Raw genomic sequence first — 20,933 nt, forward strand, 5'->3', positions numbered from 1 at the left:
CAGCCGCACCGGCCGGGTGCACTTCAGGCAGTGATCAACATAACCGACGGGTCGGACGGGCCAAACTTCGGTACACACGCTCCCACCTGGGCATATACGGCACCCTAGGTAGCCGAATCGTTACATTGGTTTGCCTCGATCAATTTCTTGAAAATGGCCGGCGCGGGCCCTAACCTACATCGACAGAGTTCGATGCCAGCGTCGGCGGGGACCCTCGCCGGCGCCCTCTTGAGCCCGGCGACCCCGGGCCCGCCCGTCCAAGGAGTCCACCCGATGCGCATCCGTCCCCTGCTCGCCCTGCTCGGCACCGCACTGATCGGCGTCCTCGGCGCCGCGTCCGGCGCCTCCGCCGCCCCGGCCGGCCCGCAACCCATCATCGGCGGTGGCACCGTCTCGTCCGCCCCCTGGGCGGCCGCGGTGTTCAGCAACGGCTCGTTCACCTGCTCCGGCAGCGTGATCTCCTCGCAGTGGGTGCTCACCGCACGCCACTGCATCAGCGGCACGATGTCGGTCCGGGTCGGCAGCGTCTATCGCGCCTCGGGCGGGGTCACCCGCACCGTCAGCGCCACCTACACCCGCAACGACCTCGCCCTGATGCGGCTCTCCAGCACCGTCAGCACCTCGGCGGTCAGCCTGGCCAGCAGCAACCCCCCGATCAACTCGACCAACTCGATCTACGGCTGGGGCATGACCTGCTACAGCGGCTGCTCGGCGTCCAGCCAGCTCAAGACCGCCACCGTCCGGGTGACCAGCAACAGCGCCACCGACGCGTACGGCGGGCAGGCGATCCGCAGCACCAGGATCAACGGCAACGCGTGGCGGGGTGACTCGGGTGGCCCGCAGTTCTACAACGGCCAGCAGGTCGGCGTGGCCTCCACGGCCGACGGTTCCAGCATCCAGAACTACGGCAGTGTCGCGTACAACCGGGCCTGGATCACCTCGGTGGCCGGTGTCTGACGGTTAGCACCCCGCGCGGTGCGGATGGTCGGCGGCGTGCCGGCCGTCCGCGCCGCGTCGTTTTGCAGCATCCGATCAGGTGAACAATGCTCACGATCGGGTCGCCTTGCGCCTGACAACATCGGAAACGTGCTGGTCGTGACGACGGAGCAACTGCCCGGCTACGAAATCCGCCAGATTCTCGGTGAGGTGGTGTCATCGATGGCCAGGACGCGCAACCCGTACCGCGAGGGGGTCAAGAACCTGCGCGGTGGCGCGTACGACCCGATGGCACCGGACAACCTGACCCGGTGGCGCACCGACTCGGTGGCCCGCCTCGGCGAGGAGGCCCTGCGACTGGGGGCGAACGCGGTGATCGGCATGCGGTTCGACAGTCGGGACTGCGGCGAGATGTGGATGGAGATCTGCGCGTACGGCACGGCGGTGATCGTCGTACCCGTGATGCCCGACGTCATGCCCGCCGACCAGCCGGCGGTCGCGGCAGAGACCGCGCACCAGGCGGAGGTGGTGGAAGCCCCCGGCGGCATCGCCGAACCGGCCAGCGCCCCCAACCTGCGCACCGCCGCCGAAACCCCCACCGGCGACTAACCCCCGCCCGACTGCGTTGATCAAGAGGTTTGCGTCATCGGGGAGGTCGACGATGACGTAAACCTCTTGATCAACACAGGCAGGGGTGGGTGGGGTTAGAGGATGGGGGGTGGGCTGTAGGTTGCGGCGTTTGGGTGGGTTTGTACGACCTTGGTGATGCGGGCTGTTACCGCTGCTACCTGGGCGGGGGCGGCGCCTACGAAGGCGGTGCGGTCGGCTACCAGGGTGTCGATGTCGGCGCGGGACAGGCCGAGGCGGCCGTCCGCGGCCAAGCGGTCGAACAGGTCGTTCTCCGGGCTGCCCTTCTCGCGCATGGCCAGCGCCACCGCGACCGCGTGCTCCTTGATCACCTCGTGTGCGACCTCCCGGCCGACTCCGCGCCGGACGGCCGCCACCAGGATCTTCGTGGTGGCCAGGAAGGGCAGGAACCGCTCCAACTCCCGGTTGATCACCGCCGGGTACGCGCCGAACTCGTCGAGCACGGTGAGGAAGGTCTGGAACAGCCCGTCGGCGGCGAAGAACGCGTCCGGCAGGGCCACCCGGCGGACCACCGAGCAGGAGACGTCGCCCTCGTTCCACTGGTCACCGGCCAACTCGCCGACCATCGACAGGTAACCCCGGATGATCACCGCGAAGCCGTTCACCCGCTCCGACGAGCGCGTGTTCATCTTGTGCGGCATTGCGCTGGAGCCGACCTGGCCGGGCTTGAAGCCCTCGGTCGCCAACTCCTGGCCGACCATCAACCGGATCGTGGTGGCCAGCGACGACGGGGCGGCGGCGGTCTGCGCCAACGCGGCCAGCACGTCGAAGTCCAGCGACCGCGGGTAGACCTGCCCGACGCTGTCCAGCACCCGGGAGAAACCCAGGTGCTCGGCCACCCGACGCTCCAACTCGGCCACCTTGTCGGCGTCGCCGTCGAAGAGGTCGAGCTGATCGGCGGCCGTACCGACCGGGCCCTTGATCCCGCGCAGTGGGTAGCGGGCGATCAGCTCCTCCAGCCGCTCGTACGCGATCAGCAGCTCCTCCGCCGCCGACGCGAAGCGCTTGCCCAGCGTGGTGGCCTGTGCCGCCACGTTGTGCGAACGGCCGGTGAGCACCAGCTCGGAGTGCTCGTGCGCGAGCCAGGCCAGCCGGGCCAGGGTGGCCACCACCCGGTCCCGGATCAGCTCCAGCGAGGCGCGCACCTGAAGCTGCTCGACGTTCTCGGTGAGGTCCCGCGAGGTCATGCCCTTGTGCACGTGCTCGTGCCCGGCGAGCGCGCTGAACTCCTCGATCCGCGCCTTCACATCGTGCCGGGTGACCCGCTCCCGCTCCGCGATCGAGGCCAGGTCGACCTGGTCGAGCACCCGCTCGTACGCCTCGACCACGCCGTCCGGCACGGGTACGCCGAGGTCACGCTGGGCGCGGAGCACGGCGAGCCAGAGCCGCCGCTCCATCCGGACCTTCTCCTCCGGCGACCAGAGGGCGACCAGTTCTGGCGAGGCGTACCGGTTGGCGAGCACGTTCGGGATCGTCGTCACGTACCTCATTGTCCGTCACCCGGCCGGACGGCCGAGGACCGGGCCACCGCCCGCCGGCGGGCCAGACCGCCGGTGAAAAACGCCAGACCGGCCGCTCAGGGCGGTGCGGGCCGGCCGGTGAGCGCCCGCCACAGCAGCGCGCACGCCTCCTGCTCGGTGTCGAACACCTGCCGGACGTCGTACGTGCCGCGCTCGTAGGCACCGACCTCCCAGCCCGTGCCCGACGACCGGCGCAGGAACCAGAAGTCGGGAGGGACCGGCGCGTGCTCGTGTACGCCCTGCACCTCGAAGGCGTCCGGGGACAGCCCGGCGGCCAGCAGGGCGTCCCGTACCTCGCGCCGGTCCACTCCGCGACCTCCGATGGTTTTCAGCAGATGGGCACGCCGCCGCCCAGGCCGCCCTGGCGGGGCATCGCGTCCGCGGTGCACGCCGGGGTGTCGCCGCCCAGGTACTCCTCGACGAGGAAGTGGTTGTCGATCAGCCACTGGACGCTCAGCGTCGCACCGGCCTGCGGGAGGTACGCCGGGTTCAGCTGGAACTGGGTACCCAGGCCGGGCTGGGCGAACCACGGCGCGATCGGTCCGGAGTCGACGTCGAACGCCTTGAGCACGCAGTAGGTGTGGTAGTTGGCGAGCGGCGCCGCAGGCGGGACACCAGGGCGAGGCGGCGGGGTGTTGAGGTTCTGCGGGGGCAGCGAACGGGCACCGAACGGGGTGCCGAGCGGGGCCAGGAACGCGCCGCCGGGGAAGCCGAAGCGGTCGAGGCGGTAACCGGCCAGCATCGTCTGCCGGTTCTTGATCGCCGCGCCGTTCGGGTCGAGGACGTAGCCCTGTTGCGGCGGGTAGAGGAAGCTGGCCGGACTGCCGGCGGTGTACCTGGCCAGGAACTGGGCCTCGGTCTGCACGCCGAACCGCTGGTAGCCGGCGAGCAGCGGCCCGACCGGGCTCGCGGCGGGCAGTTGGGCCGGGCCGAGCAGCCGGTTGTTGTCGAGGAACTCGCTGGTCGCGGGCGCGTTCGGCGGCAGGCCCGGACGGCAGAGGGTCTGCTGGGGCGGCGGTTGCGGCTGGTCGTCGGAACGAGCGGCCGGCGACCGCGGTCCACCAGGGCCGTCCGGGTCCTCGTTGAGCGCCGTGGCCTGGGCCTGCGGGATCGGCGCGGCGATCTGATGGGCGCCAGCGGGCAGCAGGATCAGGGCCGCACCGGAGAGTACGGCGATGAGCCAGCGTCTGCGTTTCACTACAAACCTCCCGAATAAGGACGAACGGCGTCCTTATTCTTGGGAGACGTAGACGTGAAGGTGAGGGATTGTCCTCTTCGTACCGGAAAGGTGGACCGGCGACCCTCAGCGCTCCAGGATCGCCGTCACGCCCTGACCACCGGCCGCGCAGATCGAGATCAACCCGCGCCCGCTCCCCTTCTCGGCGAGCAACTTGGCCAGGGTGGCGACGATCCGGCCACCGGTGGCGGCGAACGGGTGCCCGGCGGCCAGCGAGGAACCGTTCACGTTGACCCGCTCCCGGTCGATCGCGCCCAGCGGGGCGTCCAGGCCGAGCCGGTCCTTGCAGAACTCCGGCGACTCCCAGGCGGCGAGGGTGGCCAGCACCTGCGAGGCGAACGCCTCGTGGATCTCGTAGTAGTCGAAGTCCTGGAGCGTCAGCCCGGCCCGGGCCAGCATCCGGGGCACCGCGTACGCGGGTGCCATCAGCAGCCCCTCGTCGCCGTGCACGAAGTCGACCGCCGCTGTCTCCGACCAGCTGAACCAGGCCAGCACCGGGAGGTTGTGCGCCGTCGCCCACTCCTCGCTGGCCAGCAGCACGGTGGACGCGCCGTCGGTGAGCGGCGAGGAGTTGCCGGCGGTCATCGTGGCCTGCTCGGCGTCCGGACCACGGGTGCCGAAGACCGGTTTGAGCGAGCCGAGCTTCTCCAGGCTGGTGTCCGGACGCAGGTTCTGGTCCCGGGTCAGGCCCAGGTACGGCGTCATCAGGTCGTCGAAGAAGGCCCGGTCGTACGCGGCGGCCAACCGCTGGTGCGAGCGCAACGCCAACTCGTCCTGCGAGCGCCGGTCGATCTGCCAGTGCAGCGCGGTGCGCGCGGCGTGATCCCCCATGGACAGGCCGGTACGCGGCTCGGCGTTGCGCGGGATCTCCGGTTTGAACGGCTGAAGCGGGCGCAGCTTCGCCGCGACCTTGAGGCGCTCGCCCAGGGTCCGGGCGGAGTTGAGTTTGAGCAGCGTGCGGCGCATCTCCTCGTTGACCGCCAGCGGAGCGTCGGAGGTGGTGTCCACACCGCCGGCGATGCCCACGTCGAGCTGCCCGAGAGCGATCTTGTTGGCGACCAGGATCGCCGCCTCCAGGCCGGTGCCGCAGGCCTGCTGGATGTCGTACGCCGGGGTGTGCGGGTCGAGCCGGGATCCGAGCACCACCTCGCGGGTGAGGTTGAAGTCGCGGGAGTGCTTGAGCACCGCCCCGGCCACCACCTCGCCGACCCGCTGACCGGCCAGCCCGTACCGGGCGACCAGACCGTCCAGCGCCGCGCCGAGCAGGTCCGCGTTGGACGCGTCCGCGTAGCGGGAGTTGGACCGTGCGAAGGGGATGCGGTTGCCCCCGATGACCGCGACCCGCCGGATGCTCTGCACGATCCGCCTCCTCGAGATGTGTTGCTCGAACCCTACTCGCCAGTAGGCTACGCCCATGACCGACAGGTACGCGAGCTTCGTCCAATCGGCCGCCGGCCGCGCGCTGGTCAAGCGTCTCGGGCTGCCCGACCCGCCACGACTGCGCCGGCACCAGCCCGGCGACCCGCTGCTGCCCGGGCCGGCGCTGCTCGGCGCGGCCGCCGGGGGCCGGCTCGCCGAGCCGGTCGCCAAGCTCCTGACCGCCGCCGGGGTCGAGCTGGCCGACCCGGCCGCCACCCCCGCCGCCGGCGACACCCCGCAGCGGTACGGCGCACTGCTCTTCGACGCCACCGGCATCACCGACTCGACCGGCCTGCGCCAGCTCTACGACTTCTTCCATCCGCAGGCCCGGGCCGTGCTGCCGAGTGGTCGGGTGATCGTGCTGGGCACCCCGCCGCGGGAGTGCCCGACGCCGCGCGAGGCGACCGCCCAGCGCGCCCTGGAAGGGCTGGTCCGCAGCATCGGCAAGGAGTTCGGCCGGGGGGTGACCGCACAGCTCGTCCACGTGACCCGCGACGGCAACGCACCCGGCACGCTCACCAGCCTCGAATCGACTCTCCGGTTCCTGCTCTCCGGCCGGTCCGCGTACGTCTCCGGGCAGGTCGTCCGGGTCGGCACCGGCGACGCGAGCGCACCGGACGACTGGGACCGCCCACTCGACGGGCAGGTCGTGCTGGTCACCGGCGCGGCCCGGGGCATCGGTGCGGCGCTGGCCCGGGTGCTCGCCCGGGACGGGGCGCGGGTGGTCGCGCTGGACATCCCGGCCGCCGGCGACGCGCTGGCCGCGGTGGCGAACGACATCGGCGGTACGGCCGTCCAACTCGACCTGACCGCGCCGGATGCGCCGACCCGACTCGCCGAGCACCTGGCCAGCCGGCACGGCCGGGTCGACGTGGTGGTGCACAACGCCGGCATCACCCGGGACAAGACGCTCGGCCGGATGGACGCCGACCGGTGGGACCAGGTCATCGACGTCAACCTCTCCAGCCAGGAACGGATCAACGACGTGCTGCTGGAGAGGGAGCTGATCCCGGCCGGCGGCCGGATCGTCGCGGTCTCCTCGATCGCCGGGATCGCCGGCAACCGCGGGCAGACCAACTACGCCACCAGCAAGGCCGGCGTGATCGGGCTGGTCGACTCGCTCGCCCCGGCCCTGCACGACCGCAGGATCAGCGTCAACGCGGTGGCCCCCGGCTTCATCGAGACCCGGCTGACCGCACGCATTCCGCTCGTGGTCCGTGAGGCCGGCCGGCGGATGAACAGCCTGGCCCAGGGCGGGCTGCCGGTGGACGTGGCCGAGACGATCGGCTGGCTGGCCTGGCCGGCCAGTGGCGCGGTCAGCGGCAACGTGGTCCGGGTCTGCGGCCAGAGTCTGCTGGGCGCGTGATGGGCACGCCGAGGGAGACCGAGCCGGTCACCCGTACCCGGGTCGAGCTGCCCCGGATGCCGGCGGCCGGGGCGCTCTACCGGCGGGCCCTGCTCGGCGCGGTGCCGGGCCTCGGCGGCGGGCGGCGCGGGCCCGGCCTGCCGGCGGTCGAGTTGACCGCGGGCGGGATGACCGTCGACCGGACGCACCTGGCCGACTACGACCGGGTCTGCGGGTTCCGATTCACCGACCGGCTTCCCGTGACGTATCCGCACGTGCTGGGCTTCCCGCTGACTCTGCGGCTGATGACCGCGCCGGACTTCCCCATCCCGCTGACCGGCCTGGTGCACGTCGGCAACCGGATCACCGTGCACCGTCCGATCACCGCCGACGAAACCCTCGACTTCACGACGTACGCGGAGAACCTGCGTCCGCACGACCGGGGGCGGCAGGTGGACGTGGTGCTCGTCGGCTCGGTCGACGGGAAGGTGGTCTGGGTTGGTGTCTCGACGTACCTGGGCCGGGAGCGCAAGCCCGGCGGCGGCGAGGGCCGAGACCGGAGCGGACGCCCCGAGGCGCCGGCCGCCACGGCCCGCTGGCGGGTGGAACCCCGGGTCGGCAGGGAGTACGCGCGGGTCTCCGGGGACCACAACCCGATCCACACCTCCCTGCTCGGGGCGCGGCTGTTCGGCTTCCGCCGGCCGATCGCGCACGGCATGTGGAGCAAGGCGCGCTGCCTGGCCGCTGTGGAGAACCGGCTGCCGGACGCCTGCACCGTCGAGGTCGCCTTCAAGTTGCCCGTACCGCTACCGAGCACGGCGAGCTTCGCCGTGTTGCCGGACGGCGGGTTCGCCCTGCACGACTCGCGCGGCCGACCGCACCTGACGGGCCTCGTGCGCTGACGTGCCCCTGCCGACCCGGATGGGGGTTGGCAGGGGCGTTCTTGTGCGCTAGGTTCTTCTCAAATCGAGATATTCTCAGAATGAGAGAGACGTGGTGAACGAACAGGATTTCCTGGCCGCGTACGACCCACGGGCCTATCCGTCGGTCGCGGTGACCGTCGACGTGGTGGCACTGACCATTCGCGACGGCGCGCTGCACCTGCTGCTGATCCGGCGTGGCCACCCACCGTTCGAGGGGCACTGGGCGCTGCCCGGCGGCTTCGTCCGACCCGACGAGGACCTGACCGCTGGCGCCCGACGGGAGCTGGCCGAGGAGACCGGGCTCGGTGGCGAAGGGCTGCGCCGCGTACATCTGGAGCAGTTGGGCAGTTACGGCGCCCCGGACCGCGACCCGCGGATGCGTGTCGTCTCGATCGCCCACCTCGCGTTCGCCCCCGACCTGCCGGACCCGGCCGCCGGCACGGACGCCGACGAGGCGATCTGGCTGCCGGTGACCGCGTTGACCAGCCGGCAGCTCGCCTTCGACCACGGCCGGATCATCGACGACGCGCTGGAACGTGCCCGGTCCAAGCTGGAGTACACGCCGCTCGCGACGCGCTTCCTCGCCGCCGAGTTCACGATCAGCGAGCTGCGCGCCGTCTACGAGACGGTCTGGGGTCACCCGCTGCACGCCGGCAACTTCCACCGCAAGGTGCTCTCCGTGCCGGGCTTCGTGGAGAGCACGGGCGCCAGCACCGAGCACGGTGGTGCCCGGGGTGGCCCCCGCGCCCGGCTCTACCGGCCCGGTGACGCCCGGCTGCTGCACCCGGCGCTGCTGCGGCCCGCCCGCGAGGAGACGGTGCGATGAGGACCGCGGCGGCCATCGAGCTGGTCGCGGCGGCCCGCACCGACGCCGACCTGTTCGGCACGGACCACCCGGCCCGGCGTTACCGCGAGCTGGTCGCGGCCCTGCACCCCGACCGCCTGGCAGGCGCCCCGGCGGTACGCGCCGAGGCCACCGAGGCGTTCGTCCAGGTCACCACCCGATGGAAGGCCCGACAGGTCACCGTCCTCGGCGACTACCGGCTCGGTGCTCCGGTCCACTCGGGCGACCTGGCCGAGCTCTACGACGTCGGCGACGACCGGCTGCTCAAGCTCCCCCGCCGGCCCACCGACAACGACCTGATGGCCCGCGAGGCGCACGCCCTGCGCACCATCGCCGAGCACGGCGACCCGCGCTACCTGCCATACGTGCCCCGGCTGGTCGACGAATTCCGGCACTCCGACGGCGCGACCGGCGCCGAACGGCGGATCAACGTGCTCGCCACAGCACCCGGCCTGCACGATCTCGACGAGGTGCGGCGCGCGTACCCGGACGGGCTGGACGCCCGGGACGTGGCCTGGATGTGGCGTCGGCTGCTGGTGGCGCTCGGCCTGGCCCACCGGGCGGGCGTGGTGCACGGCGCGGTCCTGCCGCGACACGTGCTGATCGAGCCGGACGCCCACGGCGTGGTGCTCGTCGACTGGTGCTTCTCCGCCCCCGTCGGCAGCACGATCCCCGCGATGGTGCCGGGACACGACGCCGAGTGGTACCCGGAGGAGATCTGCCGGAAGCGGCCCTGCGGCCCCGGCACCGACATCGCCATGGCCAGCCGCTGCATGAGCTGGCTGCTGGGGCCGCACGGGCCCCGCGAGCTGCACGACTTCGCGCGGGGCTGCCGGCAGCGGTCCCTGGACGCCCGACCCGACGACGCCTGGCGTCTGCTGCGCGAGCTCGACGAGGTGCTGGACCGGCTCTACGGGCCACGCACCTTCCGACCATTCACCCTCAACCCCTGAGGAGCTGTCATGGGCAGTGGAATCTGGTCCACCGACGTGTACGACGCCGCCGACCGCTACCGGCGCTCCACCGGCCGCAGCGCGTTCTCCTACAGCGACAGCGGGGCACGCAAGGTGCACCCCGCGCTCGACCCCCGGGACGCGACGCGCGAGAGCCGGGACTCCGACGAGCACCCCCGGTCGACGCCCATCGCGGTGCTCTTCGACGTGACCGGCTCGATGGGCAAGGTGCCGCGTGTCCTGCAGACCAAGCTGCCGCAGCTACTCGGCCTGCTGCAACGACAGGGCTACGCGAGCGACCCGCAGATCATGTTCGGCGCGATCGGCGACGCCACCTGCGACCGGGTGCCGTTGCAGGTCGGCCAGTTCGAGTCGGACAACCGGATGGACGACGACCTCGGCCGGATCGTGCTGGAGGGCGGTGGCGGCGGGCAGATGAGCGAGTCGTACGAGCTGGCCATGTACTTCATGGCGCGGCACACCGTCACGGACAGCTGGGAGAAGCGCGGCCGGCGCGGCTACCTGTTCATCATCGGCGACGAGCTGGCCTACCCGCAGGCGCGGGCGCGGGAGGTGGCCGGTCTGATCGGCGACGACCTGGCCGAGGACGTACCGCTGCGGCAGGTCGTCGACGAGGTGACCAGCCGCTGGGACACCTACTACCTGCTCCCGGCGGGCAGCCACTACGCCGGCAACGCCAAGGTCCTCGACTTCTGGCGGGACCTGCTCGGGCAGAACGCCGTCGTGCTCGACGACCTCGACGCGGTCTGCGAGACCATCGCGCTCACCATCGGTCTCGGCGAGCAGGCCATCGACCTGGACGAGGGCCTGCGCGACCTGGACCGTACCGGCTCCGGGGCCACCGGCACCGTGTCCAAGGCGCTGGCCCGCCTCGGCCGGGGGCGGCGGGCCGAGGTGTCGACGCTGCCGGCCTTCCGGGACACCGGCGGTGCGGTGACCCGGCTGTGAGGCACGTGGCGGTGGTCGACCTCGGCTACGGCGACGCGGGCAAGGGCACGGTGGTGGACTGGCTCTGCGCCACCCGCCCGGTGCACACGGTGGTCCGCTTCAACGGGGGCGCGCAGGCGGCACACAACGTCGTGCTGCGCGATGGGCGGCACCACACGTTCGCGCAGTTCGGTGCCGGCACGTTCCATCCCGGCGTCCGTACGCACCTGTCGCGTTACGTGGTGGTGGACCCGCTGGCGCTGGCCGCCGAGGCTGACCATCTCGCCACGGTCGGGGTGCCCGACGCGCTCGACCGGCTGACCGTCGACGGGGAGGCGCTGCTCGCCACCCCGTACCACCGGGCAGCCAACCGGGCCCGGGAGATCGCCCGGGGAGCCGACCGGCACGGCTCCTGCGGGCTGGGGGTGGGTGAGGCCGTCGCGTACGGCCTCACCCACCCCGACGACGCGCCCCGGGTCGGCGACTGCCTCCGTCCGGCGGTGCTACGCCGCAGGTTGACCGCCCTGCGGGATCGACTGACCGCCGAACTCGGCGCGCTGGACGCACCGCCGGTCGAGGACTGCCTGCCCGCCTTCACCGGGTTCGCCGAGCGGGTCGCGATCGTCGAGCGGAGCTGGCTGGCCGCCGCGCTGCGTACCGGGACCTGCGTCTTCGAGGGCGCGCAGGGCGTGCTGCTCGACGAGTGGCACGGCTTCCACCCGTACACCACGTGGAGCACCACCACGTTCGCCAACGTCGACACCCTGCTCGCCGAGGCGGGTCTGCCCGACACCGTGACCCGGGTCGGGGTGCTCCGGCTCGTCACCACCCGGCACGGGGCCGGTCCGCTGGTGACCGAGGACCCGGCCCTGCCACTGGCCGATCCGCGTAACCCGCCGAACCCCTGGCAGGGTCGGTTCCGGTTCGGCCACTTCGACGCGGTCGCCCACCGGTACGCCCTCGCCGCAGCCGGCGGGGTCGACGGCCTGGCGCTGACCCACCTCGACCTCGCCGGCCCCGGGCTCCGGATCTGCCGCCGCTACGACACCACCGACCGGCTCACCCCGGGCCCGCCCGGCGACCTGGAGCGGCAGGCCGCGCTCACCGCCCGCCTGCTGCGCTCCCGCCCCCGGTACGACGACGACCCGCCGTCCGACTGGGCGGAGACTGTGCGCACGGAGCTGGGCACCCCGGTGGTGCTGACCTCGCACGGCCCCACCGCCGACGACAAGACCCCGCACGGTCCGCTGCTCGCCCCACCGGCCCTGGTCTGCTCGGCCTGACGCCGGAGCCGAAGGCGGGTGATCCGGCGACTCGGCCACCGGCCGGGTCCCGCCCGACGAGCATGGGGGCATGGAAGCCCTGCTCGACCTCCTGCGCGGAACGGTCACGTCGCCGTGGGTGTATGTGGTGATCTTCGGGCTCACCGCGGTCGACGGGTTCTTCCCTGCGGTGCCGGGCGAGGCCGCAGTGATCACCGCGGCGGTGCTCTCCGCCGACGGTGGGCACCCCAACCTGGTCCTGGTGATCGTCGGCGCCGCGCTCGGCGCGCTGGTCGGCGACCACATCTCGTACGCCATCGGGCGGGGCGGGGGCGCGAAGCGGCTGGCCCGACTGCCCGACGGCAGCCGACGCCAGGCCAGCTCCGAGTGGGCTCGACGGGCGGTGGACCGGCGTGGCGGGCTGATCCTGACCACCTCCCGGTACGTGCCGGGTGGCCGGACCGCCGTGACCCTCACCATGGGCGCGGTGCGCTATCCCCGCCGGGCGTTCCTGCTGTACGACAGCATCGCGACGGTCACCTGGGCGCTGTACTGCGGGCTGCTCGGCTACTTCGGCGGGCTGGCCTTCGAACGCGACCCGGTACGCGGTGTGCTGGTCGGTGTCGGGCTCTCGCTGATCATCACGTTCGGCCTGGAGGGGATCCGTTGGCTCCGCCGCCGGGCACACCGCCGGGCCGCCTCCCGCCACTGATCCGCCGCTCGCCCCTGCTCCGCCGCTCGCCGGTTCGGTGCGCCAGTCGTTAGGAGGGGTCCCTTCCTATACCGGAGGCGTTAACAAGGTGCCCTTCCTTACTCCTGTGGGCGCCAGGTGACGCCATGCAGGAGTTGGGCGGCGCCGAGCCAGGCCACGTTCATCATCCGGGTGGCGGTCTTCTCCGGGTCGGCCTCCGGGCGGTCCGCGAGCCAGTCGGCCAGCGACTCGGTCGCGCCCACCAGGGCGTACGCGACCACCTCCAGGTCGGTGCCGGCCACCTCGCGCCCCTCGGCGCGCAGCGCGTGGTCGAGCATCCCGGCGACCACCTCGACCAGCCGGGTACGCATGGTGGCCAGTTCCCCGGCGAACGGCTGCTCGCCCCGCGCCTGCCGGTAGAGCACGGCCCAGCCGTCGCGGTGCGCGCCCACGAAGCCGAAGAACGCCTTCAGCCCACGCCAGAGTCGTTCGTCGGCCGGCAGGTCGGGGGCGGCGGCGCCGGCGATGGCCTGCATCATCCGGGTGCCCTCCCGGTGCAGGCAGGCGACGAAGAGCTCCTCCTTGGTGCCGAGGTACGCGTAGACCATGGGCTTGGAGATGCCGGCGTCCTCGGCGATCTCGTCCATGCTCGCGGCGTGGAAGCCGCGCCGGGAGAAGACCTTGACTGCCGCGTCGAGCATCTGCTGCTCGCGGACGGCCCGTGGCAGGCGCTTGAAGGTGGGAGCGGTGGACACCTTGCGAGCATACCTACTCGTGCGTAGGGTTACGCCGGAGTAACCAAATCTTCCGGAAGGCGCACCTGATGACTGACTTCGACCCGGCCACCTTCGCCAACGTCGGCCCCAAGGAGTTCGCCCAGCTGGTCAAGTCCACCCCGGACGACAAGATCGCCCAGGTGATGTCCGGTGACCTGCGCGGCAAGGTCCTGGGCGAGGTCTTCGGCCGGATGCCGTCGCTGTTCCGCGCGGACCGGGCCGGCTCCACCAACGCGGTCATCCACTGGGTCATCACCGGTCGCCCGGACGGCGGCAGCGACACCTACGAGGTGGTCATCGCCGACGGCAAATGCGACGTGAACGAGACCCCGCAGCACGACCCGAAGCTGAGCCTGACCATGGGCCCGGTCGAGTTCCTGAAGATCGTTTCCGGCGGCGCCAACCCGGTGATGATGTTCATGACCGGCAAGCTGAAGGCGAAGGGCGACCTCGGCCTGGCCGCCAACATCGCCAACCTGTTCGACATCCCCAAGGCCTGACATGGCCGAGTTCTCGCTCGACCTGACCGAGGAACAGCGGGATCTGCGCGACTGGGTGCACGGCTTCGCCGCCGAGGTCGTGCGCCCGGCCGCAGCCGAGTGGGACGCGCGCGAGGAAACCCCGTGGCCGGTGATCCAGGAGGCCGCCAAGGTCGGCCTCTACGGCTTCGAGTTCCTCGCCACCTGCTGGGCGGACCCGACCGGGCTCTCCCTGCCCATCGCCAGCGAGGAACTCTTCTGGGGTGACGCCGGCATCGGGCTGAGCATCTTCGGCACCTCGCTCGCGGTCGCCGCCATCTACGGCGCGGGCACTCCCGACCAACTGGTCGAGTGGGTGCCGCAGTGCTTCGGCGACGTCGGCTCGCCGGCCGTCGCCGCGTTCTGCACCTCCGAACCGGAGGCCGGCTCCGACGTGGGCGCGATGCGGACCAGGGCGGTCTACGACGAGGCCACCGACGAGTGGGTGCTGACCGGGCAGAAGGCGTACGCCACCAACGGCGGGATCGCCGGGGTGCACGTGGTCACCGCCTCGGTCGACCCCACGCTCGGATCCCGGGGGCAGGCGGCGTTCGTCGTACCGCCGGGCACGCCCGGCCTGGCCGCGACCCGCAAGCTGCGCAAGCTGGGTCTTCGCGCGTCGCACACCGCCGATGTCTTCCTCGACGGGGTACGGGTGCCTGGGCGCTGCCTGCTCGGTGGCCGGGACGCCCTGCTGCAACGCCTCGACCGGGCCCGCTCCGGCCAGCGGGCCACCGGGCAGGCCGCGATGCGCACCTTCGAGCTGTCCCGACCCACGGTGGGCGCGCAGGCGCTCGGGGTGGCCCGGGCCGCCTACGAGTACGCGCTGGACTACGCCAAGGACCGGGTCCAGTTCGGACGGCCGATCATCGAGAACCAGGCGGTCGCGTTCGCGCTGGCCGACATGCGTACCGAGATCGACGCCGCGCGACTGCTGGTCTGGCGGGCCTCCTGGATGGGCCGCAACAACCGCCCGTTCACCGCCGGCGAGGGGTCGATGTCGAAGCTCAAGGCCGGCGAGGTGGCGGTGTCCGTCACGGAGAAGGCGGTGCAACTGCTCGGCGGGGCCGGCTTCCTGCGGGACCACCCGGTCGAGCGCTGGTACCGGGACGCAAAGATCTACACCATCTTCGAGGGCACCTCGGAGATCCAGCGACTGGTCATCTCCCGGGCGATCTCCGGGATGCAGATCCGCTGACCTGCGTCCGCTCCTGGCCCACCCCCGAAGCACCGGGTGTCGGGCCAGGAGCCGGGCCGGCCTCCCACGATCCGTGCCGTCTTCGTCACCCCATGCCCATGCTGGCTGGGCCTGGTGCCGCACCCAGTGCATGATCAAGGAAGACGCCCCGACGGACGGGGAGCCCCTTGCCCCGTCCGCGCACCACCCCGCCAAGGAGGTCTGCGGCATGGACCTGCCGTTCATCGTTGCCACGCTGACCCGTCGTGGGTTGCTCACGCCGGGCCGGCCGGTCCGGATCGCCTCGCAGCTCAACGCGTTGCGCAAGTGGGGTTGGAGTCTGGCCGGCGAACTGCGTCAGGCAGCCGCCCGGGACCCCGGCCGGACAGCGGTCATCGACGAGGACGGCGTCGAGCTGACCTATCAGGACCTGCTGGAGCGGGCCGAGCGGATGGCCCGGTCAATGCGTGCGGGGCTCGGCGTACAGGCCGGCGACCGGATCGGCGTGCTCTGCCGCAACCACCACGGGCTGATCGAGACGATCGTCGCCGCCACCCTGCTCGGCGTCGACGCGGTCCTGGTCAACACCGGGCTGTCCGCAGCGCAGCTGGGCACCGTCGCCGAGGAACAGCGACTCCGGCTGCTGGTGCACGACGACGAGTTCGCCGACCGGGTCCTCGGCCTCCCCGCCGAGCTGCCCCGTCTCGACGAACGCGCCCGCGAGGAGCTGGTGGCCGGGGCGCTGCCGGGCGAACTGCACCCACCGGAGCGGGACGGCCGGATCATCGTGCTCACCTCGGGCACCACCGGCGCACCGAAGGGTGCCCGTCGTCCCACACCGAACGGCTTCGGCCCGCTGGTGTCCATCATCGACCGCATTCCGCTGCACACCCGCGACCGGGTGCTGATCGCGGCACCGATCTTCCACACCTGGGGATTCGCCGCTCTCCAGGTCTGCTTCGCGCTGCGGGCCACCATCGTGCTGCACCGCCGCTTCGACCCGGCCGCCACACTCGCCGCCCTGGTGCAGCACCGGTGCGACGCGCTGTTCGCCGTGCCGGTGATGGTGCAGCGGCTGCTGGAGGTGCCCCCGCCGGACCCGCTTCCCTCGCTCAAGGTCGTCGCGGTCAGCGGATCGGCGCTGCCCGGCGGGCTCGCCTCGGCGTTCATGGACGTCTACGGCGACGTGATCTACAACCTGTACGGCTCGACCGAGGTCTCCTGGGCATCCATCGCCGCACCGGCCGACCTGCGCAAGGCACCCACCACCGCAGGCCGGCCGCCGCACGGCACCCGGTTGGAGATCCTCGACGACGACGGCGAACCGGTGGCCGGTGGCCGGGTCGGGCGGATCTTCGTCGGCAACGAGATGCTCTTCGAGGGCTACACCTCCGGTGGCAGCCGGGAGACCCGCGACGGTCTGCTGGACACCGGCGACCTCGGCCGACTCAACGCCGACGGGCTGCTCTTCGTCGACGGCCGCGCCGACGACATGATCGTCTCCGGCGGCGAGAACGTCTTCCCGTCCGAGGTGGAGGACCTGCTCGCCCAACTGCCCCAGGTCCGCGAGGCGGCCGTGATCGGCGTACCCGACCCGGAGTACGGCCAGCGGCTGGCCGCGTTCCTCGCTCTGCACCCCGGCGAGACGCTCGACCCCGAGGCGGTCCGCGAGTACGTCCGGCACTACCTGGCCCGGTTCTCCGTACCCCGTGACGTGATCTTCGTGAAGTACCTGCCCCGCAACGCCACCGGCAAGGTGCTCAGCCGCGAGCTGCGCCGCTACTACGGCTGACCGGCCACTCAGGGATAGAGGGTCAGGCCCGGAGCCCGCGCCAGCTCGACGAGCTCCTGCGAGGTCAGCAGTGCCTCCGGGGCGGCTGACTCGGGTGGGCTGTCGTCCCCGTCCCCGTCCCCGTCCCCGTCCCCGTAGAGAAGGTTGCCCACCCGGACCGTCACCGACGTCCCGTCCGACCGCTGGAGCTGCACCATGCGCAGGATCCCGCCGGCCGGGTCCCTACTGGTGCTGAGGGTCGCCACCCCGTCCTCGCCCAGCGCCCGCACCTCACAGTCCCGGCCGTCGGGCGTGCCCGCACAGTCCGTCCGCGCCTCGACCGACGTGGGCCGCACACCCACCTCGAGATGGCTACGCTGCCCGTCCCGGGTGAGCGTCGCGATCGTCGTGTACTCGCGGTACGGGGGCTGGTACGTGAACTGCGGCTGATCGCACTCGGGGATCGTCCCGGTCACTGTGAGGTTCGTTGGCACGGTGGCGGCCAGGGCCGCCCGCAGCGCCGTGGTCAGCCGGGGCACGCCCGCCTCCGGCCGCTCCGTCGGGCTCACGCGCACCGTGTCGTACGTCTGCAGCGGCAGCTCCGGGCCGCTGGGCGACGGGTTCACCACCGCGCAGAGCGACGCGCTGGCGGCGGGCGACCCGGAGCCCAGCGACGGCAGTGTCATCCCGCCCGGTCCCGCCCCCGGGGCGGCGACCAGGGTCGGCACCACCGCGACGGTCGCGACGGCGGCAGCCACCCCGGTGCCGGTCAGCGTCCACGCCCGGTGCCGGCGACGCTGCCGGTCGGTGGCGATCAGCGCGTCCAGGTTGATTCGGCTCGGCGGCGACTCCGCCACGGCCGCCCGGAACTGCTTGGTCAGCTCATCCATCGGTCCGTACCTCCTCGATTCGGGTCGGCACGTCGACGAGGCGACCGCGCAGCGCCTCGATCGCACGAGCCGACTGGCTCTTCACGGTGCCGGCGGTGCAGCCCAACTCGCGGGCGGTCTCCTCGACGGACAGGTCACAGAAGTAGCGCAGGACCAGGACCGCACGACGGCGCGGAGGCAGCTCGGCCAGCAGCGCGAGGATGGTCAGCCGGTCGGCCGTGCCGTCGGTGCTGCCGACCGTCGCCGGATGGTCCGGTACCTCGGCCCAGGCGGCCTCCCGTCGCCACGGCCGACGCCGCTCGTCCAGCCAGACCCGCAACAGGGTCCGTCGGACGTACGCGTCCGGACTGTCCATGACGGACACACGGGGCCAGTGCCGGAGCAGCTTGACCAGCGCCGTGGACACCAAGTCGTCGGCCGTGTGCCAGTCGCCGCACAACAGGTACGCCGTACGGCGCAGCGGCTCCAGTCGGGCACCGACGTAGTTGCGGTAGCCCTCGAAATCGACCGGCATTTCCCGCCACCCCCTCGTCTCACCGCTCAAACGGCGGCCAGGCGGGCGGAGGTTGCCCGGGTTCAGCCGGGAATCGTGATCCGGCCGTCGACCGCGGCGGAGGCGATGTCGGTGCGGTGCTGCGAACCGGCCAGCTCCACCCCGTCCACCAGCGCGTACGCGGCGGCGCGGGCGGCGGCCAGGTCGGCGCCGGTGGCCGTACCGCTGAGCACCCGGCCCCCGGCGGAGAGCAACGCGCCGTCACCGGCCCGGCGGGCGGTGCCCGCGTGGATGATGCCCGGCCGGTCGGCGCCGGTGATCACGTCGCCGGTGCGGGGTGCGGCGGGGTAGCCCTGCGCGGCGAGCACCACGGTGACCGCGGCACCGGGCCGCCACTGCAGCGGCGGATGCTCGGCCAGCGTGCCGGTGGCCGCCGCGTGCAGCAGCCCACCCAGCGGGGTCTCCAGCAACGCGAGCACCACCTGGGTCTCCGGATCGCCGAAGCGGGCGTTGAACTCGATGACCCGGGGGCCGGCCGCGGTGATCGCGAGCCCGACGTAGAGCAGGCCGGCGAACGGGGTGCCCCGGCGGCGCAGCTCGGCCAGGGTGGGGTGGACCACGTCGCGCATGACCTCGTCGACCAGGCCGGACGGCGTCCAGGGCAGCGGTGCGTACGCGCCCATGCCACCGGTGTTCGGACCGGTGTCGCCGTCGCCGATCCGCTTGAAGTCCTGCGCGGGCAGCAGCGGCAGCGCCGCCTCCCCGTCGGTGACCACGAAGAGACTGACCTCCGGGCCATCGAGGAACTCCTCGACCACGACCCGGCCACAGTCCCGGGCGTGGGCCAGCGCGGCGGACCGGTCGTCGGTGACCACCACGCCCTTGCCGGCGGCGAGCCCGTCGTCCTTCACCACGTACGGGGCGCCGAACTCGTCGAGCGCCCGCGCGGTGCTCTCGTCGTCCGTGCAGACGTACGCCCGGGCGGTCGGCACACCGGCGGCGGTCATCACGTCCTTGGCGAACGCCTTCGAGCCCTCCAACTGGGCGGCCGCACCCGAGGGGCCGAACACGGCGATGCCCTTGGCGCGTACGGCGTCGGCGACGCCCGCGACGAGCGGCGCCTCCGGCCCGACCACCACCAGGTCGGCGGCCGTCTCCACGGCCAGCGCGGCCACCGCCGCCGGGTCGGTCGCGTTGACAGCACGCACCTCGTCGGCGACCCCGGCGATACCAGGATTACCCGGCGCCGCGATCAGCGCCGAAACGCTCGGATCATCAACGAGACCGAGCGCGAGCGCATGCTCCCGCCCCCCACCACCCAAAAGAAGTACCCGCACAAAGAAATCCTACTGTCCCCACCCCCCACCCCACCCACCCCCGCCACCCACCCCACCCCCGCCCCACCCCCAGCCCTCGCCGGTGATCATGGGGTTAGCGGGACAGTGGATCGCCAGAGAGCCCGCCAACCTCATGATCAGCGAGATCGGGCGGCGGCGAGGGCTTGGCGGACGGTTTGCGGGATGTAGTCGGGTTGAAGTGTGTCGGACCAGGTGAAGCGAAGGACGGTCCAGCCCGCGTTGACCAGGCGGTTCTGGCGGCGGCGGTCGGCGAAGACCGCCGCTGGCGAGGCGTGTGCGTCCCGGCCGTCGGCTTCAGCGATCAGCCTCGCGCCCCGCCAGCCCAGGTCGCCGATGCCGAGCAGGTAGCCGTCGTCGTCGCGTATCTCAAGCTGGAGAGCGTCAGGCGGTACCCGCCCGTCGACGCACCGGAGCCTCGCACGGGTCTCAAGCGGGGACTGTGCCCGACCGTCCGCTTCGGTCAGGTAGCCGCGCGCCGCTACCGCACCGCGCCTACCCCTGATCAGCACGGGGATGGTTGCCAGACACTCGGCGGTCAGCAGCCCCTGATTGAGTGCGGAGTCGAGCACCGAGACCGCCGCGTACCGCCGCTCGCGCAGAATTATCTCGGCCACGGTCACCCGCGACGTGGTCGCCGCGATTCCGTTTACCCGGAGCACCGCGTGGGGTGGATGTTCGAGCTGGTGCAGCATGATCGCGGGATCGGACACCCGCGCCAGCCTCGCCGCCCTGCCGGGCAGCGCCACATGGATCTCGTCACAACGCGGCAGACCAGCGATGCCGTGCAGCTCGGCTGCCGTACCGAACACTGCGTGCGCCTGTGGGCCCAGCGAGAGCACGGCGGCACGGATACGACACCGCCGGGCCGGCGGTTCGTCGGAGCGAGCGTTCGTGAGATAGACCGCCCGCGCGAGTGCCCGCCATCGGCCGACGGCCAGCATGTGGTCGATGTCGTTCCGGCTGAACCCCCCACGCAGCGCCTGCGCCCGAGTGATCAGACCATCCTGAACGGCGGCGATATGGCGAAGCCCGTCTGCGCGTTCCACGAAGCCAAGCTGCCCGCCCATCCAGCCGCTCCACCACCCCTGTGGACAACCCTGTGGACAGCCACACCCACGACCCCGGTGATCATGACGTTGGCGGGGCTCATATAGATCGAACCGCCCGCCAACCTCATGATCAACGCGGCGACCGTGGGGGGTGGGGGTGGGGGGGGGGGGTGGG

The 20,933-nt window shown here is 72.1% G+C and carries 21 protein-coding genes; 12 read left to right on the forward strand and 9 right to left on the reverse strand.

Going from position 1 to position 20,933, the window contains the following annotated elements; translation table 11 throughout:
- Positions 1–273: 273 nt before the first annotated feature.
- The gene (locus ACFQGL_RS21850) at positions 274–957 is read left to right on the forward strand and encodes a S1 family peptidase (protein WP_377514111.1); all 684 of its coding nucleotides are present in this window, start codon (positions 274–276) and stop codon (positions 955–957) included.
- A 24-nt stretch (positions 958–981) separates the two neighbouring features.
- Positions 982–1,545 carry a YbjQ family protein gene (locus ACFQGL_RS21855; RefSeq protein ID WP_377514150.1) on the forward strand — a complete coding sequence of 188 codons (564 nt, stop codon included), beginning with the start codon at positions 982–984 and terminating at the stop codon, positions 1,543–1,545.
- 95 nt (positions 1,546–1,640) lie between these two features.
- Here the strand turns inward: ACFQGL_RS21855 and purB are convergent, their stop codons facing one another.
- From purB to ACFQGL_RS21875, 4 genes are all read right to left on the reverse strand, one after another.
- Positions 1,641–3,065: an adenylosuccinate lyase gene (gene purB, locus ACFQGL_RS21860; protein WP_377514112.1), complete on the reverse strand. Its 1,425-nt coding sequence runs from the start codon at positions 3,063–3,065 to the stop codon at positions 1,641–1,643.
- A gap of 95 nt (positions 3,066–3,160) precedes the next feature.
- Positions 3,161–3,412, reverse strand: coding sequence for a hypothetical protein (locus ACFQGL_RS21865; protein ID WP_377514113.1), 252 nt, complete (start codon positions 3,410–3,412; stop codon positions 3,161–3,163).
- Between the two features lie 20 nt (positions 3,413–3,432).
- Complete coding sequence (locus ACFQGL_RS21870; RefSeq protein WP_377514115.1) at positions 3,433–4,302, reverse strand: TNT domain-containing protein; 870 nt, start codon at positions 4,300–4,302, stop codon at positions 3,433–3,435.
- A 105-nt stretch (positions 4,303–4,407) separates the two neighbouring features.
- Positions 4,408–5,700: an acetyl-CoA C-acetyltransferase gene (locus ACFQGL_RS21875; RefSeq protein ID WP_377514116.1), complete on the reverse strand. Its 1,293-nt coding sequence runs from the start codon at positions 5,698–5,700 to the stop codon at positions 4,408–4,410.
- Between the two features lie 55 nt (positions 5,701–5,755).
- On the opposite strand from ACFQGL_RS21875, the gene ACFQGL_RS21880 reads away from it, so the two are divergent.
- From ACFQGL_RS21880 to ACFQGL_RS21910, 7 genes are all read left to right on the forward strand, one after another.
- A complete protein-coding gene (locus tag ACFQGL_RS21880) occupies positions 5,756–7,126 on the forward strand; it encodes a 3-oxoacyl-ACP reductase (RefSeq protein ID WP_377514117.1) in 1,371 nt (456 codons plus the stop codon).
- On the forward strand, positions 7,126–8,007 hold the full coding sequence (locus ACFQGL_RS21885; protein WP_377514118.1) for a MaoC/PaaZ C-terminal domain-containing protein: 882 nt from the start codon (positions 7,126–7,128) through the stop codon (positions 8,005–8,007). Before ACFQGL_RS21880 ends, ACFQGL_RS21885 begins: the two co-directional genes overlap by 1 nt.
- Before the next feature lie 94 nt (positions 8,008–8,101).
- Positions 8,102–8,854 (forward strand): NUDIX hydrolase, encoded by a 753-nt coding sequence (locus ACFQGL_RS21890; RefSeq protein WP_377514151.1) that lies wholly within the window; start codon positions 8,102–8,104, stop codon positions 8,852–8,854.
- A complete protein-coding gene (locus tag ACFQGL_RS21895) occupies positions 8,851–9,825 on the forward strand; it encodes a serine/threonine protein kinase (protein ID WP_377514120.1) in 975 nt (324 codons plus the stop codon). Before ACFQGL_RS21890 ends, ACFQGL_RS21895 begins: the two co-directional genes overlap by 4 nt.
- Positions 9,826–9,834: 9 nt before the next feature.
- On the forward strand, positions 9,835–10,794 hold the full coding sequence (locus tag ACFQGL_RS21900) for a hypothetical protein (protein WP_377514121.1): 960 nt from the start codon (positions 9,835–9,837) through the stop codon (positions 10,792–10,794).
- The gene (locus tag ACFQGL_RS21905) at positions 10,791–12,056 is read left to right on the forward strand and encodes an adenylosuccinate synthetase (RefSeq protein ID WP_377514122.1); all 1,266 of its coding nucleotides are present in this window, start codon (positions 10,791–10,793) and stop codon (positions 12,054–12,056) included. The genes ACFQGL_RS21900 and ACFQGL_RS21905 overlap by 4 nt, the downstream gene beginning before the upstream one ends.
- A gap of 70 nt (positions 12,057–12,126) precedes the next feature.
- On the forward strand, positions 12,127–12,747 hold the full coding sequence (locus ACFQGL_RS21910) for a DedA family protein (protein WP_377514123.1): 621 nt from the start codon (positions 12,127–12,129) through the stop codon (positions 12,745–12,747).
- 98 nt (positions 12,748–12,845) lie between these two features.
- Here the strand turns inward: ACFQGL_RS21910 and ACFQGL_RS21915 are convergent, their stop codons facing one another.
- Positions 12,846–13,481, reverse strand: a complete 636-nt coding sequence (locus ACFQGL_RS21915; RefSeq protein ID WP_377514124.1) for a TetR/AcrR family transcriptional regulator — start codon at positions 13,479–13,481, stop codon at positions 12,846–12,848.
- Positions 13,482–13,549: 68 nt separating this feature from the next.
- On the opposite strand from ACFQGL_RS21915, the gene ACFQGL_RS21920 reads away from it, so the two are divergent.
- From ACFQGL_RS21920 to ACFQGL_RS21930, 3 genes are all read left to right on the forward strand, one after another.
- On the forward strand, positions 13,550–14,002 hold the full coding sequence (locus ACFQGL_RS21920) for an SCP2 sterol-binding domain-containing protein (RefSeq protein WP_203173972.1): 453 nt from the start codon (positions 13,550–13,552) through the stop codon (positions 14,000–14,002).
- A 1-nt stretch (position 14,003) separates the two neighbouring features.
- A complete protein-coding gene (locus ACFQGL_RS21925) occupies positions 14,004–15,218 on the forward strand; it encodes an acyl-CoA dehydrogenase family protein (RefSeq protein WP_377514125.1) in 1,215 nt (404 codons plus the stop codon).
- A 208-nt stretch (positions 15,219–15,426) separates the two neighbouring features.
- Positions 15,427–16,989, forward strand: a complete 1,563-nt coding sequence (locus tag ACFQGL_RS21930) for an AMP-binding protein (protein WP_377514126.1) — start codon at positions 15,427–15,429, stop codon at positions 16,987–16,989.
- Positions 16,990–16,997: 8 nt separating this feature from the next.
- Here ACFQGL_RS21930 and ACFQGL_RS21935 read toward each other — a convergent pair whose 3' ends face one another.
- The 4 genes from ACFQGL_RS21935 to ACFQGL_RS21950 all read right to left on the reverse strand — a co-directional run bounded on the left by ACFQGL_RS21935 (position 16,998) and on the right by ACFQGL_RS21950 (position 20,776).
- Positions 16,998–17,858: a hypothetical protein gene (locus ACFQGL_RS21935; RefSeq protein ID WP_377514128.1), complete on the reverse strand. Its 861-nt coding sequence runs from the start codon at positions 17,856–17,858 to the stop codon at positions 16,998–17,000.
- The gene (locus ACFQGL_RS21940) at positions 17,851–18,372 is read right to left on the reverse strand and encodes a SigE family RNA polymerase sigma factor (RefSeq protein ID WP_377514130.1); all 522 of its coding nucleotides are present in this window, start codon (positions 18,370–18,372) and stop codon (positions 17,851–17,853) included. Before ACFQGL_RS21940 ends, ACFQGL_RS21935 begins: the two co-directional genes overlap by 8 nt.
- A gap of 62 nt (positions 18,373–18,434) precedes the next feature.
- Positions 18,435–19,688: a phosphoribosylamine--glycine ligase gene (gene purD, locus ACFQGL_RS21945; RefSeq protein WP_377514131.1), complete on the reverse strand. Its 1,254-nt coding sequence runs from the start codon at positions 19,686–19,688 to the stop codon at positions 18,435–18,437.
- A 137-nt stretch (positions 19,689–19,825) separates the two neighbouring features.
- A complete protein-coding gene (locus ACFQGL_RS21950) occupies positions 19,826–20,776 on the reverse strand; it encodes an endonuclease domain-containing protein (protein WP_377514134.1) in 951 nt (316 codons plus the stop codon).
- Positions 20,777–20,933 lie beyond the last annotated feature (157 nt).

Origin of the sequence: Micromonospora vulcania (assembly GCF_042658605.1) — a bacterium.
Lineage (GTDB): Bacteria > Actinomycetota > Actinomycetes > Mycobacteriales > Micromonosporaceae > Micromonospora > Micromonospora vulcania.

What these genes read in the sequence shown, in the direction of transcription:
- ACFQGL_RS21850 (WP_377514111.1), top strand. Translation starts at nt 274, where the DNA reads ATGCGCATCCGTCCCCTGCTCGCCCTGCTCGGCACCGCACTGATCGGC.
- ACFQGL_RS21855 (WP_377514150.1), top strand. Translation starts at nt 982, where the DNA reads ATGGTCGGCGGCGTGCCGGCCGTCCGCGCCGCGTCGTTTTGCAGCATC.
- ACFQGL_RS21900 (WP_377514121.1), top strand. Translation starts at nt 9,835, where the DNA reads ATGGGCAGTGGAATCTGGTCCACCGACGTGTACGACGCCGCCGACCGC.
- ACFQGL_RS21940 (WP_377514130.1), bottom strand. Translation starts at nt 18,372, where the DNA reads ATGCCGGTCGATTTCGAGGGCTACCGCAACTACGTCGGTGCCCGACTG.
- ACFQGL_RS21950 (WP_377514134.1), bottom strand. Translation starts at nt 20,776, where the DNA reads ATGGGCGGGCAGCTTGGCTTCGTGGAACGCGCAGACGGGCTTCGCCAT.
- ACFQGL_RS21895 (WP_377514120.1), top strand. Translation starts at nt 8,851, where the DNA reads ATGAGGACCGCGGCGGCCATCGAGCTGGTCGCGGCGGCCCGCACCGAC.
- ACFQGL_RS21920 (WP_203173972.1), top strand. Translation starts at nt 13,550, where the DNA reads ATGACTGACTTCGACCCGGCCACCTTCGCCAACGTCGGCCCCAAGGAG.
- ACFQGL_RS21910 (WP_377514123.1), top strand. Translation starts at nt 12,127, where the DNA reads ATGGAAGCCCTGCTCGACCTCCTGCGCGGAACGGTCACGTCGCCGTGG.
- ACFQGL_RS21885 (WP_377514118.1), top strand. Translation starts at nt 7,126, where the DNA reads ATGGGCACGCCGAGGGAGACCGAGCCGGTCACCCGTACCCGGGTCGAG.
- ACFQGL_RS21880 (WP_377514117.1), top strand. Translation starts at nt 5,756, where the DNA reads ATGACCGACAGGTACGCGAGCTTCGTCCAATCGGCCGCCGGCCGCGCG.
- ACFQGL_RS21930 (WP_377514126.1), top strand. Translation starts at nt 15,427, where the DNA reads ATGGACCTGCCGTTCATCGTTGCCACGCTGACCCGTCGTGGGTTGCTC.
- ACFQGL_RS21935 (WP_377514128.1), bottom strand. Translation starts at nt 17,858, where the DNA reads ATGGATGAGCTGACCAAGCAGTTCCGGGCGGCCGTGGCGGAGTCGCCG.
- ACFQGL_RS21925 (WP_377514125.1), top strand. Translation starts at nt 14,004, where the DNA reads ATGGCCGAGTTCTCGCTCGACCTGACCGAGGAACAGCGGGATCTGCGC.